Annotated in this window: 18 protein-coding genes; 17 read left to right on the top strand and 1 reads right to left on the bottom strand. The window is 37.7% G+C overall.

All coding sequences use genetic code 11. The features are described 5' to 3' along the window. Window positions 1–512: 512 nt before the first annotated feature. From J7E66_RS09155 to J7E66_RS09080, 17 genes are all read left to right on the top strand, one after another. On the top strand, window positions 513–782 hold the full coding sequence (locus J7E66_RS09155) for a CD3324 family protein (protein WP_214999404.1): 270 nt from the start codon (window positions 513–515) through the stop codon (window positions 780–782). Between the two features lie 99 nt (window positions 783–881). Next, a complete protein-coding gene (locus tag J7E66_RS09150; RefSeq protein WP_214999402.1) occupies window positions 882–1,544 on the top strand; it encodes a FusB/FusC family EF-G-binding protein in 663 nt (220 codons plus the stop codon). Window positions 1,545–1,562: 18 nt separating this feature from the next. Then, a complete protein-coding gene (locus J7E66_RS32810; protein ID WP_374103838.1) occupies window positions 1,563–1,649 on the top strand; it encodes a hypothetical protein in 87 nt (28 codons plus the stop codon). A gap of 326 nt (window positions 1,650–1,975) precedes the next feature. After that, complete coding sequence (locus tag J7E66_RS09145) at window positions 1,976–2,827, top strand: DegV family protein (protein WP_214999400.1); 852 nt, start codon at window positions 1,976–1,978, stop codon at window positions 2,825–2,827. A gap of 356 nt (window positions 2,828–3,183) precedes the next feature. Next, the gene (nagZ, locus tag J7E66_RS09140; RefSeq protein ID WP_214999398.1) at window positions 3,184–4,902 is read left to right on the top strand and encodes a beta-N-acetylhexosaminidase; all 1,719 of its coding nucleotides are present in this window, start codon (window positions 3,184–3,186) and stop codon (window positions 4,900–4,902) included. A gap of 683 nt (window positions 4,903–5,585) precedes the next feature. Next, on the top strand, window positions 5,586–5,855 hold the full coding sequence (locus J7E66_RS09135; RefSeq protein ID WP_214999397.1) for a hypothetical protein: 270 nt from the start codon (window positions 5,586–5,588) through the stop codon (window positions 5,853–5,855). A gap of 180 nt (window positions 5,856–6,035) precedes the next feature. Beyond that, a complete protein-coding gene (locus tag J7E66_RS09130) occupies window positions 6,036–6,752 on the top strand; it encodes a GntR family transcriptional regulator (RefSeq protein WP_214999395.1) in 717 nt (238 codons plus the stop codon). 187 nt (window positions 6,753–6,939) lie between these two features. Then, on the top strand, window positions 6,940–8,025 hold the full coding sequence (locus J7E66_RS09125) for an ABC transporter substrate-binding protein (RefSeq protein ID WP_251032847.1): 1,086 nt from the start codon (window positions 6,940–6,942) through the stop codon (window positions 8,023–8,025). A gap of 15 nt (window positions 8,026–8,040) precedes the next feature. After that, window positions 8,041–9,099 carry an ABC transporter ATP-binding protein gene (locus J7E66_RS09120; RefSeq protein WP_214999391.1) on the top strand — a complete coding sequence of 353 codons (1,059 nt, stop codon included), beginning with the start codon at window positions 8,041–8,043 and terminating at the stop codon, window positions 9,097–9,099. 14 nt (window positions 9,100–9,113) lie between these two features. Next, a complete protein-coding gene (locus J7E66_RS09115; RefSeq protein WP_214999389.1) occupies window positions 9,114–10,034 on the top strand; it encodes an ABC transporter permease in 921 nt (306 codons plus the stop codon). Next, window positions 10,031–10,834 (top strand): ABC transporter permease, encoded by an 804-nt coding sequence (locus tag J7E66_RS09110; RefSeq protein WP_214999387.1) that lies wholly within the window; start codon window positions 10,031–10,033, stop codon window positions 10,832–10,834. Before J7E66_RS09115 ends, J7E66_RS09110 begins: the two co-directional genes overlap by 4 nt. A gap of 12 nt (window positions 10,835–10,846) precedes the next feature. Beyond that, window positions 10,847–11,170 carry a (2Fe-2S)-binding protein gene (locus tag J7E66_RS09105; protein WP_214999385.1) on the top strand — a complete coding sequence of 108 codons (324 nt, stop codon included), beginning with the start codon at window positions 10,847–10,849 and terminating at the stop codon, window positions 11,168–11,170. After that, window positions 11,160–12,248, top strand: coding sequence for an NAD(P)/FAD-dependent oxidoreductase (locus J7E66_RS09100; protein ID WP_214999383.1), 1,089 nt, complete (start codon window positions 11,160–11,162; stop codon window positions 12,246–12,248). The genes J7E66_RS09105 and J7E66_RS09100 overlap by 11 nt, the downstream gene beginning before the upstream one ends. Window positions 12,249–12,282: 34 nt before the next feature. After that, entirely contained in the window at window positions 12,283–12,612 is a 330-nt protein-coding gene (locus tag J7E66_RS09095) for a (2Fe-2S)-binding protein (protein WP_251032846.1), read from the top strand. Next, entirely contained in the window at window positions 12,613–13,698 is a 1,086-nt protein-coding gene (locus tag J7E66_RS09090) for an NAD(P)/FAD-dependent oxidoreductase (protein WP_214999380.1), read from the top strand. A 69-nt stretch (window positions 13,699–13,767) separates the two neighbouring features. Next, complete coding sequence (locus J7E66_RS09085; protein WP_214999378.1) at window positions 13,768–14,103, top strand: DUF1904 family protein; 336 nt, start codon at window positions 13,768–13,770, stop codon at window positions 14,101–14,103. Between the two features lie 228 nt (window positions 14,104–14,331). Further along, entirely contained in the window at window positions 14,332–15,111 is a 780-nt protein-coding gene (locus J7E66_RS09080; RefSeq protein WP_214999376.1) for a fumarylacetoacetate hydrolase family protein, read from the top strand. 119 nt (window positions 15,112–15,230) lie between these two features. Here J7E66_RS09080 and J7E66_RS09075 read toward each other — a convergent pair whose 3' ends face one another. Then, window positions 15,231–16,238 carry a DUF3231 family protein gene (locus tag J7E66_RS09075; RefSeq protein ID WP_214999374.1) on the bottom strand — a complete coding sequence of 336 codons (1,008 nt, stop codon included), beginning with the start codon at window positions 16,236–16,238 and terminating at the stop codon, window positions 15,231–15,233. Window positions 16,239–16,491 lie beyond the last annotated feature (253 nt).

Here is a 16,491-nt window from a genome sequence, read left to right as displayed (position 1 = left end):
GAGAGGGAATCCTCCCCGCACCCCTAACTAAAAACTCCTGTATTGTTCTTTTCAATAAGTTTGTAATCTGATACAATGACCATAGTGTTTTTTGTGGGACGTCTCCCGTATAACTGTTGGCGCAGTTGTACATCATGGGAGGCGTCTTTTCCTTTCTCCGGAATTATACGTGGACATTATACTCGTCCACTTCCGGACAGGCAATACCGTCAACTATGGGTAAATTATGGGTGTCAAAAACAGTAAAACCATTAAATGTGGCAGGTTTTAACAATAAATAACAAAAGTAATATTCATCACCCTGATTGCATTTGTTATAATAGTGTCAAGAAGGGGGTGCTTAACATTGGAGAATCCTTCGAGATTGTCTGGTACTTCTGCCACTCATGCAAAGCCTAATATGGAAAAGGCGATACTTTGCATGGGGCAAAACTAAATTAAATTCTTATCGCCTATTTCATCTCTTGGCTTTGCACCTTATTTAATCATTAAAAAATAAGGGGCTGGCAGTCATGAAATATGTAAATGCAAGCAACATTTTACCTGAGAAACTTATTAGAGAAATTCAAAAATATGTACAGGGGGAAACTATTTATATCCCTAAGCCGGAAACGACTTATCGAAAATGGGGTAGCCTTAGCGGTGGAAGAAAGCTCCTTGATCAGCGCAATTCCAATATAAAAAGCGCCTTTACTAGCGGCACAAGTATTCAGGAATTAGCGCATGAATATTTCCTTTCAATAGAAACAATCAAAAAAATAGTGTATTCAAAGCACGGATGATTTCTCCGTGCTTTTTTATGTTAAGAACATTTCTAAGTTGAATTTTACATTTTCCCAGCCAGAGTTATTATTTAAAATAAATCTAAGGATGGTGAAAGTATGACCGAAAAATATATTAAGAACGCTGACTATAATTTTATTCTTAAACAGGTGGCCCTGATTAAAGATAGCTACAAAAAGAATGCGGCCCCAAATGTAATTCAGGCCGTAAAGGATATAGCAAACTTAAAAATAATAGAACTCTTTCCTAATGCAACGGATGAGCAAAAGGAAATGTTAGATCTTTCTGCACTTAAAACCGACCAGGAATATAACAAATACATTCAGCAGCTTCATGTCTATTTGCTACCATTTCCAAAGGTCTCTGAAGCACAAATGAAAAAGATGTTTCCCAAAAATAAAAAATTAAAACTCCCTGATTTAGGCAAAATGAATCTACATCAGCTTACATATTTAAGCTGGGTGGATATCAGCACTAATAAGAAGTTTATAGTGTTTGAATTAGAGGGGAAAATGGTTGGAATTGAATGCAAATATACATTGCTAAATAAGGATAATATCTGTTCCTTCTGTAATCGATTTGGCCAGGTCGCCTATATCTCCACTGTTACCAAAGAAAAAAAGGCTAAAAATCCTGATTACTATAAAGCGATCGGAAACTATATTTGCTTTGATAGCACAGAGTGTAACAAGAACATTACCAATGTCGATTATTTAACCACTTTCCTTAAAGAATCGTTGGGAGAAAAAACTGTCCTGTAAGAAATATGACAGTTATTTATAAGTGTAACACTTGATCACTTTGGGATCTTCATCAAACAACCGATACCAATTGATTGGTACCGCATCACAGGTTTAGTCTTATGAGTCATTTCGTTGTTTTTGATATTTAAGGGGAATAGTAAATGGTTTTGAGTTAGTGAATTAAAGTTCGGTGAAAGAAAAACATTGGAAATAAACCCCTGAATCCAATCGCGGTGATTCAGGGATTATTTATTTGTTAATTAAACTTATTCGCTTTGAAAAAGTCATTTCAGTTTCCCGTAAATAGACGTTAAGCAGCACTTAACGTCTATTTTTATGTTAGTGTGTGAAGAATTACTTCCCTACTAGTGATAATCTTTGATGTATAGTAGAGTAGAACTTAAAATTGCGGAACGAATTGTAACGGCTTTTTATACAGGAGGACATTTATGAATAGATTGATTTTGTCGACAGAGAGTGGTGCGGATTTACCAGAGGAATTAGCTGAAAAACATAATGTTCAAGTGGTCCCGATGCACGTGATCATGGATGGGCAGGATTATTTAGATGGTACGTTACCTGTTACGGATATTTATGAGTATTACGAGCGGACAAAAACAATACCCTCTACAACGTCCACAAACTCCCATGAATATCTTGAATTTTTCACGAAGATAAAGGATGATTTTCCTGATTGCATCATCATACATATTGGTTATACGTCAAAGGCATCTTCTTCTTTCCAAAATGCGATCATCGCAGCGGAAGAATTGAATGATATCTATTTAATTGATTCTTTGAACGTTACAGGTGGATTAACTGCGATTGTGATGTATGCGGTTAACTTGTTAGAGAATGAACCCTTGATTGACCCGGTTCGCTTAGTAGAGAAGATTGAATCAAAGATTCCTAAATCAAGACTGGCTTTCGTTCCCGGCAGCTTAGAATTTTTAAGAGCAGGAGGACGTGTAAGTAATCTAGCATATCTAGGAGGGGCTTTGTTAAAAATAAAGCCGCTTATTGAACTAATTGATGGAAAACTTGTTTCAACAAAAAAATATCGTGGGAAAATGGAAGCTGTTTCAGAAAAACTCATCCGAGATTATTTAAATCAATATGACATTGATAGGGGACAACTTTATCTTATTTACTCTATCGGACTCGATGAAACGATCAAGCAGAGGATGGATGAAATCGTAAAAGAATCTGGTTTCAAAAATGTAAAGTGGATTCAAGCCGGTGCAATGATCTCTACTCATGCTGGACCTGGCGGCATCGGAATTGCAGGCTTAGAAGTGTAGGGACAGTGGGGACAGTTACACGGATTTAAATGTTCTTGAATTAGTAGGAAATCCTGTTGCTGTTAACCAAGAACCTCGTCTTTTAGAAGTAGCTAATCATTAGAAATGGTAAATAATTAAGTAACGAATTTAGTAGATAGGGTTGTTGAAAATGTTTGGTGGCTTTTTGCCTTTGTCTAAATAATAATATCCCTCAAGGTGGTCGCTAGAATGTTTTAACTGGCGGTAACTTAAGGGGATAATTGGTACAATAGTAGGTGGATTATTTATTTCAAAAATATGGAGATACGGTACAAAATAGTGTCTAAATCGAATAGAAAAACAATCATTAGATTATTACTGGAAGGAGCAACACAATGAAAAAGTTGATGATGAAAATGCTGTTCATTTTGAGTACATTAACACTTATTAATGGTTGTTCACAGAATAATACAAATAATAATAGTGATAAAATGGATAAACAAAAAGAGATGAATACTAGCCAAACTAAAGATAGCCAAAAGACAACTTTACCACCTAAGATAGATCCCATTCAAGAGCAATTAAAAAAGATGACTTTAAATGAGAAAATCGGGCAAATGATAATCGCAGGTTTTGATGGTACAACTGTTAACACAAATACACAAACCCTTATTAATAAATACAAGCTGGGCGGGTTAATCCTATATCAAACGAATGTTAAGGATGCTCCTCAATTAGTAAACTTAACAAATAATATTAAAGCTACAAACAGCAAGAATAAGATTCCATTATTTATATCCGTCGACCAAGAAGGTGGAAGGGTAAACCGAATGCCATCAGCAATCAAAAACACACCCAGTGCAAGAATCATTGGAAATACAAATGATGAAAAATACGCATTTAATATCGGTAAGGTAATCGCAACTGAATTGCAAGCTTTTGGATTTAACACAGATTTCGCTCCCGTTCTAGATATCCAAAGTAATCCTAAAAATGCAGTTATTGGGGATCGTTCATTTGGATCAAATTCCAGTGTTGTTTCAAAACTAGGAGTTAGCATGATGAAAGGTATCGGTTCTGGGAAAATCATTCCGGTTGTAAAACATTTCCCTGGACACGGAGACACTTCCGTTGATTCTCATTTGGAACTACCATTAGTAAAGAATGATCTTACAAGACTAAAAAAGGTTGAATTAGTTCCTTTTAACAATGCTTTCAAAAATCATGCTGATATGGTGATGGTTGCTCACATATTAGTTCAAAAAATTGATCCTAATTATCCGGCATCTATGTCCAAAACCATTATTACAAATCTATTGCGTAATCAATATGGATTTGGGGGGGTTGTCATTTCAGATGATATGACAATGGGTGCTATTGTAAAGCACTACAAGTTGAAAGATGCAGCTGTAAGGGCTGTAAATGCGGGGAGCGACATTATTTTAGTTGGTCATGGAATGGAAAATGTGGCTACTGTCTACAACAGTATTTATTCAGCAGTGACAAATCATACTATTTCAGAAGATACTATAAATAAGAGTGTATACAGGATTTTAACTTTGAAACATAAATATCATATTAATAATAATAAAGTTTCACCTGTAAATGTAAATAATCTAAATTATCAACTAACAACAACTATTTCAAATACTACGACAACGAATATAGCAAAGAGTAAATTACTTTTAAATATAGCAACTAAAGCAAAGGATGGTTCGATACTAAACTCTGATTTTCATCTAAAAAGCACCACAATTGATGAAGTAAGAAAGATCTGGGGAAAAGAAGATAAATGTGATTATGTTGATACAGCTAAAGGCACTTATTGCACATATAGCAAAAAAAATGTTGTTGTGGCTTATAATAAAGGGCAGCAATTGTTTGAGATTCGATCTTATGATCCGAGTTTAAAAACCTTAACCAAAGAGGATATAAAGAAATATTTTGGTTCTCCGAAATCAGATGTTAAAACAAGTAACAAGGAAGAAATTATCAGCTATACAGTTGGAACCCATACCTTAAAGTTTGTTTTTTCTACTAGGACTCAAATCTTGTCTCTTGATCATTACTCTATATATAACTCAGCCCTAGCTAAAAATAATATGGCAAGTTAAATTAAATGTAATAAAACATTTTTTGAAGTAAGGTAATTTTAGAAAAATATTTTTAACAATTAGCAGAAAATATAAAACTGACCGTTTTCATTAAATTTAAGATAGCCCAGCCAATTCAAAGAAAAAAGAAAAATGCTTATTTCCTTTGAATTGGCTGGGCTTTTTGCATTGTATAAATAAGCTGGGAATGATATCAATGCAAAAAGTAAAAAGTGTGGAAGTAATCATTACAAAGGTTATATCAGTTTACAGGTACTGCTAGCGTTTTATTATTAAATCAAATCTCTCACGATAAAATGAGTTCGGCAATCAAGTTGTCAGGAGTAACAGTAAACATTGGTTTTGGCCTGGGTCCAGCTATTTCGGGTTTAATCGTGCAATATGTGCATTTTCAGCCGCTTCATTTGTATTGGTTTTTGCTCGTCATGTTATTGAGTTCCTTGGTATTTTTATATCCATTCCCCTTTACTTCTCTAAAAAGGCAGCCCAGCAGGCCAATGAAGCGGTTTAAGTAACTCAAACCGCTAAACTCTAATCCTATTTAAGTTTAGCGGTTTTTCTTTTGTTATAACAATTCGAAAAAGTACAAAGTTGTTCCTTTTTTCGAATCCAATTAATATCTTTATGGCACTATAATATTAATAAATAAGAAATAAACTTATATTTTATTGGGGTGACCATAATTGGAAATTGAAAATACGCAAAAAGTCACATTTAAGTTGGAGAATGGCAAAGGGAAGCTTGAAGTAAAAGGGGAAATGATTGGGGAAAGCCGAATCCCATTTTTTGATGATTTAAAGTTTAAAGGGGTAATTGCTTTACTTAATTCCATCGATAAACAAAACTTTAATGAATCAGGGAACCCTCAACTATTTGATCATTTTATTAGGGAATTAGAAGAGACAATCGATGAGATGAAAAAATATGACCAATTTCAGGGGAAACTTAGCTGATCCAAGTATTTTCATAATCATCTTAAAATAGAGCGGGGAAACCATTCATAATTAAAATTTTAATGTACATAATATTCAAAAAAATATTGACAACAGAGGAAAATCAAAGTAAATTATGTATTAATAGGAAATATAGTATAAGCTTATAAAGTTATAATATTATAAATTAGGTGTGATTTTATGAAAATAGATAAACATAATCATGTTCCTCTCTATCGTCAAGTGGAACTGGTATTAGAGGAAAAAATTAAATCCAAGCAGTGGGATATAGGTTATCAGCTGCCAACTGAACAGGAATTAGCTGATCTGTTTGATGTGAGTACCATTACGGTCAAACGGGCGGTCATTGAATTGGTAAACAAAGGGTATCTTTACCGGCAAAGAGGGAAAGGTACTTTTGTAGCGGGTTCCACGAATGAACAAGATATTAATGTGTTCTTCTCCAAAACAACAGAAGAAGAGGAACATCCGCATGAATTACTCGGTTTTTCGATTGAACATGCGGAAAACGAGGTGGCAGAAAAACTAGAATTGCAGCCTGAAGCAAAAATCATTAAGATCAAGCGTTTAAAAATTGAGAATGATGTTCCAGTTGCACTTGAGTACTCGTATCTGCCCTATGATCAATGTCCTGGCCTGACGCCAAATGATATAAATAATGAACTTATCTACAATATTCTGAGAAATAAGTTTCATATTTTGTTAGGAAGGGCTAGGCTATTAATTAAGCCGTATATTGCTTTAGGTGAAATGGCAGAATGGCTTCAGGTTGAACCAGGTACGCCTGTGTTTGAATGGGAGAGGTATACGTATACCAAGCAGGGAAAGGTCATTGAATACTCGAAATTTTATGTACGCCATGATCAAGTTACCTATTATACTGAGATTCATTTTTAGATAAGTATAAATGTATAATATTATAACTTAATAGATTATAATATTATATTTTTTTGAAAGCGCTTATCTGAAAATTTAAAAAATTACATCAATGATTACTAAAATAATTTAAAAGGAAAGGGAGGAAAGTCCAGTAGCTAAAGTATTTCCGCATATGAGAGATATCTATATTTGAGGAGGAGTAATGATGAAAAAAAGAAACGTGTCGTTAGCTCTATTAATTATTCTTGTTCTAGGTATTATTTCTGCGTGCAGCAGCCAAACGGGCAATTCGTCTGAAAAATCAGCAGGTGAAGGCGGAAAAACATTAGTATTTGCTGCCTATGGTGGAAGCTATGAAAAAAAGATGAAAGAGACACTTATTCCAAAGTTTGAAAAGGAATACGGTGTGAAAGTGAAGTATATTACCGGAAGTTCTGTTGATACACTGTCAAAACTACAGGCACAAAAGGATAAGCCGCAAATCGATGTCGCTTTCATGGATGATGGACCGCAGGCTCAGGCAAAAGCTTTTGGTTTACTAGCACCATTAGATGAGAGTATTGTGACAAACCTGAAAGATGTCTATGATATTGCCAAAGATAAGGACAAGATCGGAGTTGGTTTTGGGATTATTACGACGGGATTAGCTTATAACAAAGATACCTTTAAACAAAATGGCTGGGAGCCGGTTAAATCCTGGAATGACTTAGCAGATCCTAAGTTTAAAGATAAATTAGTTCTGCCATCCATTGCCAATACGTACGGAGTGCATATGCTTCTCATGTCAGCTATAGCAAACGGAGGAAGCGCGCAGGATATTGAACCTGGATTTGAAAAAATGAAGGAAATTGCTAAAAACGCAGTGACATTTGATAAAACCGCTGATGTTTCTAACTACTTCTTACAAGGTCAAACCGTTGCAAGTGCGTGGGGAAGCAGCCGTGTGTACACCCTGCAAGATACAGGATTCCCAATTGAGTATGTGATACCAGAGGAGGGTGCCCCTGCACTTATGGCAACGGTTAGTGTGGTAAAAGGCGCTCCAAATGAAGAGCTGGCCCAAAAGTTTGTTAATTTTATTTTAAGTGAAGATACCCAAGTGGAATTTGCAAACGCTTTATTTGACGGTCCTGTCAATAAAAACGTGAAACTAGATGGGGATATTACCAAGAAGATCGTTTACGGTGAAGATGAAATTGCAAAGCTTGTGAAAGTAGATTGGGAGTATGTCAATACAAAGAGAGCGGAATGGACAGAGAGAGCAAATAAAGAAATTGAAGTGACCCACTAATGAAGGGGTGAAATGATGAGCTATTTATGCCTTGAAAACGTAGTGAAAACCTTTAATAAAACAGAAGTTGTAAAAAAGATGAACCTTGAAATCAAGCAGGGAGAGCTTGTTTCTTTCCTTGGGCCATCAGGCTGCGGAAAAACAACTACCTTAAATATGATTGCTGGGTTTCTAGATGTAGACGGCGGAAGAATCGTGGTGGACGGGAAGCCTGTTCACCTGCTTCCTCCTAATAAAAGAGAAATGGGCATGGTTTTTCAAAACTATGCTCTCTTTCCCCACATGACCGTATTTGATAATGTTGCCTATGGTTTAAAGCTTCGGAAGGTTAGTAAAAGCGAGATTCATACCCGTGTTACAGAAGCGCTTGAGATGGTCCGGCTGGCAGGCTATGAAAAACGCTATCCAAAGGAGCTGTCCGGTGGTCAGCAGCAGCGTGTTTCACTAGCAAGAGCACTCGTGATCAAGCCGAAAGTTTTGCTTCTTGATGAACCATTAAGCAATTTGGATGCCAAACTCCGTCAAGAAATGCGTGAAGAAATCGTCGAAATTCAAAAAAAGGTTGGGATTACCACCATTTTTGTCACTCATGATCAGGAAGAGGCACTTGCAATTTCAGACAGGATCGCGGTTATGTATGAAGGCAGAATTGAACAGCTCGATACTCCTGTAGCCATTTACAACCACCCTCAGACTGATTTCGTCTCAAGGTTTATTGGCGAAGTAAACCAGATTCAAGGTCAGGTGCTCGAGGCACTGAGTGATAGTCAATGCTTAGTGTCTTTGGACGGCTATGAGCAGGTTCTATCGGGTCACCAGCCGAAGGATTCTGTGATTGACTTTTATATTAGGCCTGAAAAAATACAAATTTCGATAGAAAATAGTGAGGGTCTTCAGGTTAGCGTGGAAAGGAAAATGTTTTTGGGTGCGAAAACCCGGTACATTTTAGTAAACAAGGAGAAACAATTCATTGCTGATATTTCCAATGTTGCGTTAAATCCTGATCTGGTTCAAGAGGGGAAACATGTATGTATTAAATGGAATCCAGAGGATTTATTAGCTACCAAAAAGTGAGGTGACTTGATCCAATGCAGGCTGAAACAGCGTATCAGGAACAGGAACTGCTATTCAGGGAGAAAAAAAGGAATTTAACGAAAAAAAAGCTTGATTATTTGCTTTTATTACTTCCGACCCTCGGTATTTTTATTTTCTTCTTTTTGCTTCCGTTGTTCTTCCTTTTTATCACAAGCTTTAAGACTTTTGACGCAGCAAGCGGGATTGGCCATGATTGGACGCTACAAAATTATCTTAAATTTATTACAGATAAATTCTATCTTGGGGTTGTATGGCGGACGGTCAAAATAGCGCTGATTACTACACTGGCTGCGATTGTTATTTCGTTCCCAGTAGCCTATCAAATTACAAAAGCAAAGGGAAGGATTAAGAATTATTTAACCCTTTTAGTTCTGTCACCCCTGTTAATCAGCATGGTAATCCGTTGTTATGGCTGGGTTATTTTGTTATCGAATAATGGAGTCGTCAATCATACGTTAATGAATCTTGGGTTGATTGATAAACCATTAACCTTGCTCTATACGGAGTTTAGCGTGGTCATTGGAATGGTGCACGTGTTATTCCCTTATATGGTGTTAAGTATTATGGGTTCGCTTGAAAGAATTGACCCTTCTGTGATTCGAGCTTCACAAAATCTAGGTGCCAGCTCGATTCGAACCTTCTTTTCAATCATTTTGCCCTTAACGCTGCCTGGAATATTTGCTGGTTCCGTTATGGTGTTCAGTTTAGGAGTAAGTTCCTTTGTCACTCCTGCGATTTTAGGGGGACCTCAGGTAAAAGTGATGTCGTACCTTACATATGAACAGGTTGCGGTGATGCTGAATTGGCCTTATGGGTCGGCCATTGGGTTCCTATTAATCTTTATTGCCACTATTACTATTATTATTTATAGCAAATTGCTTACTAGCTCCAAAAAAGGGGTGGCCATTCAATGAGGAAGGAATTACCAAAATTTGGTTTAAATTTCTTTTGTCTGCTCGTCTACATCTTTTTGGCTGCCCCGATTGTCGTTGTTTTATTGTCTTCCTTGACAACTACCGAGTTTATCGTGTTTCCTCCCAAAGGAATCACATTCAGGTGGTATGTCGAATTAATCAATCATCCTGAATTTATGCAGTCCTTCATGCTCAGTATCAGCGTTGCCTTTGGTACGGCCATCCTTTCAACGATTATTGGAACGATGGCTTCTATAGCAGTTGTCAGATATCAATTTAGAGGGAAAACAGCCATCATGCAATTAGTAGGTTCACCTCTTTTGATCCCTTCCGTTGTATTTGGGGTAGCACTTTTACAGTTTTTTTCTTGGATTGGTTTGGCTGCGAGCCCGGCTGCTTTAATTATTGGTCATATTATCTTAACTATTCCGTTTGTCATGCGGCTGGTTGTTGCTAGTTTAGTAGGGTTCGACAGCACAATCGAGCAAGCGGCTATGAATTTAGGGGCGGGAAGCCTCAGGGTATTTTTTCAAATTACTCTTCCGATTATTAAATCGGGTGTCATTGCAGGAGCAATTTTTGCCTTCATTACCTCTTTCGACGACTTAACCGTTGCTCTATTTATTGTCAGTACCGATGTGGTGACGCTGCCAGTGCGGATTTATACCTATATGCAATACCAGTATGATCCAATCATCACCTCTGTTTCTAGTATCATGATTCTTTTAACAGTCGTATTAATGATCGTCATCGAAAGAGTATTAGGCGTAGGAAAAGTATTTGAGTCGAAAAATTCATAAGAAGGTGTTTTTATGCACATCAAACATCATCCCGTATTAGGGGAACAGCTTCAAAAACAAGTAACAATCTTTTTTAACGATAAACCGCTTGCGGCCTATGAACACCAATCCTTGGCTGCAGCCTTGTTGGCCAATGATATAAAAAAATTAGGGCAGAGCAGGAATTTGATTCAGCCAAGAGGTATGTTTTGCTCGCGGGGCAGATGCTGCAGCTGCTATATGACGGTAAATGGGGAGGATCATGTACGTACATGCATGACGAAGGTAGAAGAAGGCATGAAGATTTATCCGAATGATGGAGATCCAGAAGTAAGGAGTGAATGCCGTGGAGACTGATGTTCTTATCATTGGTGCTGGTCCCTCAGGTCTAACTGCTGCATTGGAAACAGCATCAAGAGGTTTAGATGTAACCATAGTAGAAGAATCTTTTTCTATGGGCGGACAATTGATTCAACAGACCCAAGTCCTTAATTCGCTGCCTTCGTCCTATCAGCCTATGCGCGGGTTTGAGCTGGCTGGACTTTTAACGAAACAAGTAGAAGATTCCTACATTCGTTGTTTGCTAGGTCATCGTGTGATTGGCTTTTACAAGGATGGAAGTGTTGGTCTTTCGGATGAGGTCAATGTATTTCCTCTTAAAGCGAAAAAAATAATCGTGGCTACGGGTGCGGCTGAAAAGGCCCTTGCCTTTCCGAAATGGACGCTACCGGGAGTCATGACCATAGGTGCAGTCCAAACCTTAATGAATCGGGATTTTGTCATGCCTGGTAAACATGCCGTTATCGTAGGATCCAGTGACTTTGCGATGGATGTTGCCCTCCAGCTTACTGAGATCGGTGTACAGATTAAGGGGATTGTCGAAAAAAATCCAACTGTTACGGCACAGGATGAAGAAAAAGTGGAAGAGGTTCGAAAAAGAGGTATTCCAGTTTATGTTAATTCCTTCATCAAGGAAGCCAGGGGAATTGGTAAGGTGGAGGAAATTGATATCGAGAACGGAGAACAGATCCTTACCGTAAGTGTGGATGTCGTATGTATAGATGGCGGCCGGTCGCCGATTCTAGATGTTTTTTACCAGCTTGGCTGTTCATTCAGTTATCAAAAAGAATTAGGAGGCTGGATCCCGCAATACAACAAATCTTTACAAACAGACCGGGAAGATGTTTTTTTAGCGGGGAACGCTGCCGGGGTCAGTTCTCAGGGAGTTTTACTAACAACAGGTATTATAGCCGGGGTTAATGTTTCTGAATCCCTGGGAGCTATCAGTAAGCAAAAGGCCAATATCGAGACCATGTCTCTATGGAGAGAACTCGAAATTCTTGAGACGAAGCTTTATCCAGATGCATGGAAAGCAAGAAATCAGCATGTTGAAAACTTTGAACATCCCGTCCTTAAGGACCAATTTATCTCTTAGTTCGAAAAGATTAAGAGACGAGAAGGTGAATAAATTGGATAAAACCACGATTATTTGTCGATGTGAAGAAATCAGTTACGAAGAAATCGAGGAAGTCATTTCGAATGGCGCCAAGAGATTTGATGATATTAAAAGAATGACACGCTGCGGCATGGGACCATGCCAGTCAAAAATATGCAGTAGTCTGGTGGCCACTATAATTCATGAGAAAACAGAAATACCTTTTCAAGAGATTCCTTTACCGCGTATGAGGATGCCGATAAGTCCAATTAAGCTCGAAACACTAGCAACGAATAGTACCTCATTTACCTCGGTGAAATCTGTTTTAGATGAGGTGGAGCTAGAGGATGGGAAGGTGAGATAAATGGAAACAAGTTATGAAACGATCATTATCGGGGGAGGGGTCGTCGGAAGCAGCATCGCTTATCACCTTTCGGAACGAAAAAAGGATGGAATTCTGGTACTGGATCAAAAATTCCCACTGTCGGGAACTTCAGGTTCCACACAAGCGTGGGTATGGGTTCATAATAAAACACCGTCTTGGTATGCCGAGTTTAATATGTACAGTGCCGAACTTTATCCATATTTATCAAAAAAAATTGGCGATGTAGAATATAAACGGACTGGCGGACTTTCTCCATTTTTTAATGAAACGGATCGCGAAAAAGCGTTACAGCTTGCGGAGGTCTACAAAAAAATTGGCATCAAAATTAAGGTTCTATCCCGTGAAGAGGCCTTAGAAAAAGAACCATCGCTCAATCCAGAGGTTGCAGGCGCTACGTATAGTTCCATTGATGGCAACGTCAATCCTTTTCGGTTAGTCGATATGTATATGAGGACGGCCAAGAAAAATGGGGTTCAATACTCTACTTATAATAAAGTAACGGAGATTCAAAAGCTTACTGGAAAATTCATTGTTGTCTCACAAAAGGGAACGTACGCTTGTAAGAATCTTGTTCTTGCTGGCGGTACCTGGTCAAGAGAATTAGGAAAATTAATTGACATCAGCATTCCGGTCAACCAGTTAAGAGGGCAGATTCTTGTTACCGAACCCCTAAAACCATTTTTACATTATACCATCAGCGGGTTGAGACAGGCCTATAATGGCGAGGTATTAATCGGATATTCAATGGAAGAAGAAGGTTTTAACAGAGCAACCACATTGGATGTCATTCAAGAAACGGCTAATATGGCTGTTCACTATGTTCCGCAATTAAGAAAAGCAAAGGTTGTTCGCGCTTTTTCAGGAATTCGAGCCATGCCGGAAGATGGTTTTCCAATACTGGGGAATATCCCAGGTATAGCAAACCTTTATTTGGCAGCTACGCATAGCGGCGTAACCCTATCGCCGCTAATAGGAACACTTATGACTGAATTAATTCTGGATGGGGAAACATCTATACCAATTGATTGCTATTCCATCAGCAGGTTTGATTTGGCCCTTAGATAAATTAGTGTCATTATGAACTTTGTTTTTTATCTATTTAAAATTTATCATACGGTTAAAGGAGGGATTTGTATGCCACATTTAATTATTAGAGGAGTTTCAGTGGATCAGGTTAAAACGATTAGTACTTCGTTAGTACATGATTTGGCAGATTTATGTGCATGTGGAACGGACAATTTCACCTTAGAAATTGTCCATTCTACCTATGTATATGATGGCAATGAAGTTCCTTGCCATCCATTAATTGAAGTTAAATGGTTTGATCGCGGACAGGAAATTCAAGACCAATTTGCCAAAATTGTAACCAAACATATTCAAGCACTCGAATTTCCAGAAGTAGAAGTCGCTTTCAGCACATTTCAGGAGTCCGCTTATTATCTGAACGGAAAAAGTTTTGCCTCATCGTGACATAAAAGATTTTTACTTGTTAGAAATAACCTTTTGTAAAAAAATGGCGTTCCTCAACTAATATCAGTTTGGGCACGCCATTTTTATCAAATTATTGAAATCAATGGGTTAATCATGCTATTTTTTTAAAACATTAACACCTGGTTCCTTGACAGAACCGGTGGAGCTACCTTAAGTGGCTCGAAAGAAGGTTGAATTAGAATACACTGTTTGAGAGGGAGTATCGCAATGAAATTTACTAGATTTACTAAAGGTTCGTCCGTTTACACAGGTGTGATGTCTGAAAACACGATACAAGAAATTAATGGAGATATTTTTGAAGATAATTGGGAGTATACAGGACAAATATTTTCTATAAATGATGTAACACTTCAGGCTCCTATAAAGCCAAACCAAATTATTGGAATTGGAGCAAACTATGTTTCTAAACTTGAAGACCGACCTTCAGAGCTTCTAGAAATTCCTGTATTCTTCTTTAAACCAATATCCTCCGTTATTGGGCCTGAGGAAGATATCATCATTCCGGAAGGGATCGAAAAGGTGAAGTTCGAATCAGAGTTAGCTATTGTCATTGGTAAGGAAGCTAAAAATGTTCCTGAATCAGAAGTGTTGGATTACGTGTTCGGATACACGGTTGGAAACGATGTAACAGCTCCTCAGTTTTTTCATCAGGACGGGCATTGGACCATTGGTAAGTCCTTTGATACCTTCACACCACTAGGGCCCGTTATTGAGACAGAAATAGATCCATTTGCTGTTAAGGTGGAAGCAAGACTGAATGGTGTGGAGAAGCAAAATAGTGCAACCGAGCTAATGATTATTCCGATCCGAAGAATGGTATCCTATCTGACAAAAGTGATGACACTTCAGCCGGGGGATGTCATCCTGACTGGTAGTCCGGTTGGAGCAGAGTTTGTCGGTGCTGGAGATACAATTGAATGTAAAATTAAAGAGATTGGGACATTAAGCAATTCATTTGTATTGGCAAAAGAGAAAGTTAAATCTTAATCCAACTAAATAAGTGAATATGCATTAACGAAAACATTTTATGCTGATCTTTTCTTTACTAGGTAATGCAATACTTCAAAGGATTTTCTCAATTCGTCCTTCCCTAGACATTGCATTCACTACTTATTAGCTAACTGATCCCGATCTGGGGCTTGTGGAGGTTGCTCTAGCCAGCCATTATCAATCATTATATTGGCACCATCTTCTGCATATTGTACAATTTCCGCCATTAATCGAGAATAAAGTGCTCCTAAATCGCGTCTTGGACTTGTCCCAAGACTAGCCCCATAATGGCTGATTCCTATCGAAATTAACGCTGTTACATGGAACATCATCAGTTTATCGGAAAATGGGGCAACCGTTGAATCTGTTGCCTCAGCATCCCATTTACTAGCTGGAGACAGGTGATCCTCACTTAATACAGAGCTGAATATTTCAATATGTTTAGCTGAAATGTCTCTCCCTCTTACCATAAAATTACGAACCTCTTGAGACTTCGCCACTTGACTAAATCCCGTGACCAGTGCTTCTCCTAACATATTTCGTATCATACTAAAATAGATATTCCCTATTTCAATTGCATTAAGAGGTCTACGCCTGCCAAACCAACCTGTTAAATAACTTTGTTTTTGAACGTATTGAACCTGTTTTGGTTTTGGAATATGCGGAGATCTCGTATGGTTTCCCTTTGATAATAATACTTGTAATGCTTTGTTAAATAGTTGCGTGTATTCAGATAGACAATTGGTGAAATATTGACTTTGGTCTAATCGAGAAGAATTAGCTAGAGCCATCCCATATGATTCAATTCCAATTTTGCCCATGTTGTGAATGTATGTCAGATAGTACGTATCCGTAAATAAAGGAGGGGCTTGTAAATTAAGATCCTCATTTTCGTTAAATCCATCCGGAATCGGAAGTTGTTCTTCGTTAAACATTGCAGTTAATTGTTGAACATGTGATTGAGATAACTGTAACGCAAATTCTAAAACAGCACGAATTTCTGTATCTTGAACGGTAGCTAGGGCATATTTAAGAACACAAATGACCATCGTATCATTTTGGTACGCCATCCAAAGATTTGCCATTTCTGCAGATGTTAAATCAATATGATGTTTTGTTTCCATGAATTTGTTTCCTCCAACTATTTCTTCGCTAGCAATAATATCTCCTGTGTTAAATTAATTATGTATAATTGAGCTGACTAAACCTTCGTATATTCTATCTGCGAGGGTTTTTTTATGGATCCTAAAGAGCACTTTGAATACGAATGACGAATAACTTGGGTTTTGACAGGCACGACTTTTATTGGAGATAGAATTAAATGGAAATGAAAAGTATACACTATTTTTATGTGAAAGGTATTAACGTTCCCATCAT

This window comes from Bacillus sp. ISL-7 (assembly GCF_018613065.1).
Note: the sequence above shows the minus strand (reverse complement) of the source record. Positions and strands in the feature narration are given on the sequence as shown.

Coding starts and splice junctions, on each gene's coding strand:
- J7E66_RS09155 (WP_214999404.1), top strand. CDS start 513: ATGAAATATGTAAATGCAAGCAACATTTTACCTGAGAAACTTATTAGA.
- J7E66_RS09150 (WP_214999402.1), top strand. CDS start 882: ATGACCGAAAAATATATTAAGAACGCTGACTATAATTTTATTCTTAAA.
- J7E66_RS09145 (WP_214999400.1), top strand. CDS start 1,976: ATGAATAGATTGATTTTGTCGACAGAGAGTGGTGCGGATTTACCAGAG.
- nagZ (WP_214999398.1), top strand. CDS start 3,184: ATGAAAAAGTTGATGATGAAAATGCTGTTCATTTTGAGTACATTAACA.
- J7E66_RS09130 (WP_214999395.1), top strand. CDS start 6,036: ATGAAAATAGATAAACATAATCATGTTCCTCTCTATCGTCAAGTGGAA.
- J7E66_RS09125 (WP_251032847.1), top strand. CDS start 6,940: ATGAAAAAAAGAAACGTGTCGTTAGCTCTATTAATTATTCTTGTTCTA.
- J7E66_RS09120 (WP_214999391.1), top strand. CDS start 8,041: ATGAGCTATTTATGCCTTGAAAACGTAGTGAAAACCTTTAATAAAACA.
- J7E66_RS09115 (WP_214999389.1), top strand. CDS start 9,114: ATGCAGGCTGAAACAGCGTATCAGGAACAGGAACTGCTATTCAGGGAG.
- J7E66_RS09110 (WP_214999387.1), top strand. CDS start 10,031: ATGAGGAAGGAATTACCAAAATTTGGTTTAAATTTCTTTTGTCTGCTC.
- J7E66_RS09105 (WP_214999385.1), top strand. CDS start 10,847: ATGCACATCAAACATCATCCCGTATTAGGGGAACAGCTTCAAAAACAA.
- J7E66_RS09090 (WP_214999380.1), top strand. CDS start 12,613: ATGGAAACAAGTTATGAAACGATCATTATCGGGGGAGGGGTCGTCGGA.
- J7E66_RS09085 (WP_214999378.1), top strand. CDS start 13,768: ATGCCACATTTAATTATTAGAGGAGTTTCAGTGGATCAGGTTAAAACG.
- J7E66_RS09080 (WP_214999376.1), top strand. CDS start 14,332: ATGAAATTTACTAGATTTACTAAAGGTTCGTCCGTTTACACAGGTGTG.
- J7E66_RS09075 (WP_214999374.1), bottom strand. CDS start 16,238: ATGGAAACAAAACATCATATTGATTTAACATCTGCAGAAATGGCAAAT.